This is a genomic window from Paenibacillus solisilvae, from assembly GCF_042656405.1.
GTDB classification, from domain to species: Bacteria; Bacillota; Bacilli; order Paenibacillales; family Paenibacillaceae; genus Paenibacillus_Z; species Paenibacillus_Z solisilvae.
Window position 1 is genome coordinate 1 of record NZ_JBHSOW010000100.1, and the last position, 1,652, is coordinate 1,652.

1 protein-coding gene is annotated in these 1,652 nt (G+C 57.2%); it reads right to left on the reverse strand.

Features of this window, described 5'->3' with window-relative positions; all coding sequences use genetic code 11:
• Positions 1-696: 696 nt before the first annotated feature.
• On the reverse strand, positions 697-1,652 hold a 956-nt coding region (locus tag ACFPYJ_RS26590), incomplete at its 5' end, for a cohesin domain-containing protein (protein WP_379191271.1).

Sequence of the window (1,652 nt, forward strand, 5' to 3'; positions counted from 1 at the left end):
CTCTCTTAGGGCTGGGAGAGGAAGGTCGATAAGCTATGGTGCTATAGAGCCCATCCGTTAGTCTGACTCCAACGACCACGGTGCATCACAGATTGTCGCTCCCTCTCGGGAAGCACTCATGGGAGATTAATCCTACTCTGGTTGTTGCACCAGCCTCTGTCTAATTTACATGCTCCAAAAATCGTCTTGCTTGATAGTTGGATCGATTTTCCGCAATGCAGCTATGATTTTCTTCATCGTTCCCGCTAGGGATATGTTCGTCCGGCTCGTACGAGCTAACGTTATATTGAATAAGAGGTTACATAAAACCTTACTTTTTTATGCAGCTGCTAGGCTTTTTCAGAAGCCAAAAATGTTGATTCATCAATAATGTATAAAACCATACATAAACGGTAAAAACGAGCGACGAAAACCCCTTGGGTGCCAAGGGGTTTTTCGTAGAATTACTTTCTGAACTTTTGTTTATATGTGAGCGGTCTGGCAAGTGCGGTCCCAGTCAGTGCACCGATGAGATTTCTGCGCAGGGAGCGTTCAGACGGGTGGGCAGTCCGCGCCTCAGAACGATCGCTCGGCCGCTGCCTGCCTCGGCCACCTCGGCGTGTCATGCCCTGACTGGAGTGAGATTCACCAATCCGTGCTCGCACAGGACAGTGGCCCCTTCCCAGACCTCGCGAATCGGGGAAGGGGCCACCACAGTCACTTTACGACGCGCGCGACCTGTGGATCATCGAGCACCGACGTCGTTCCATCTGCAGCGACTAGGGTGATCGATGACACTGCGACCGTCGCGAGGCCGTTGCCCGCCTTTGCTGCGAACGGGATGTCGGCCAGGCTGAAATCACCTGTCGCCTCCGGCGACGACCCCAGCTTCGTGTGCATCACTGTCAGCGTGTTTCCGGATACCCGGGCACGGGTGATGCCAGAGGTGCCGCTAGTAATCTCATCGAGAACCGGCGTCACCTTCTTCGGGTTGAAGGTGATCTCGGTGACGTATCCGTACACGCCCGCAACATTCTGCGCCTCGAGGCTGACATTCGCGGTCTTGCCCGGCTTCGGAGACTTCGATGGCTCCACCAGCTCGAATGCAGACTCACCGGCGAACTCTACGGCCGGGGCCGACGCATCCAGCTCGGGGAAGCGGCTCGGAGCAGCGCGGTACTTGGTCGCCTGCTCGAAGGCATAGCCGAGGCTGATCAGCTTCGCATCGGAGTTCATCGCGCCGAGGAACGACACGGTGGTGGGCAGGCCAGCTGCGTTTGCCGGCATGACACCTCCCTCAACGTAGTCGGACTCCTGGCTCCAGCCCGAAGGCACCGAGACCGATGGGTGGCCGCTCAGAGACGCGATCATCACGTTGCTGTAACCCGAGCCCCCGGGGACGCCGAAGCGAGTTACGGTCGGGTACACAATCGCGTCGAGGTCATTGGCTTCCAGGATTCCGTTGATCGTTGCCTGGTTCGCCGCGATCTCGTCGTCGTGGGTCTCCATGAATTCCTCGTACTCGGGGATGCGGTTGATGCGGTCGATCACGGACTGGCTGATCGAGCTCAGGTCGGGCTGCTCAGTTAACAGCGTTTTGAGCTCCTCAGCGTCACCGGGGTAGATCGAGTCCTCGGGGACGTACGTCTCTAGGAACTGCCCGATGTCATGCC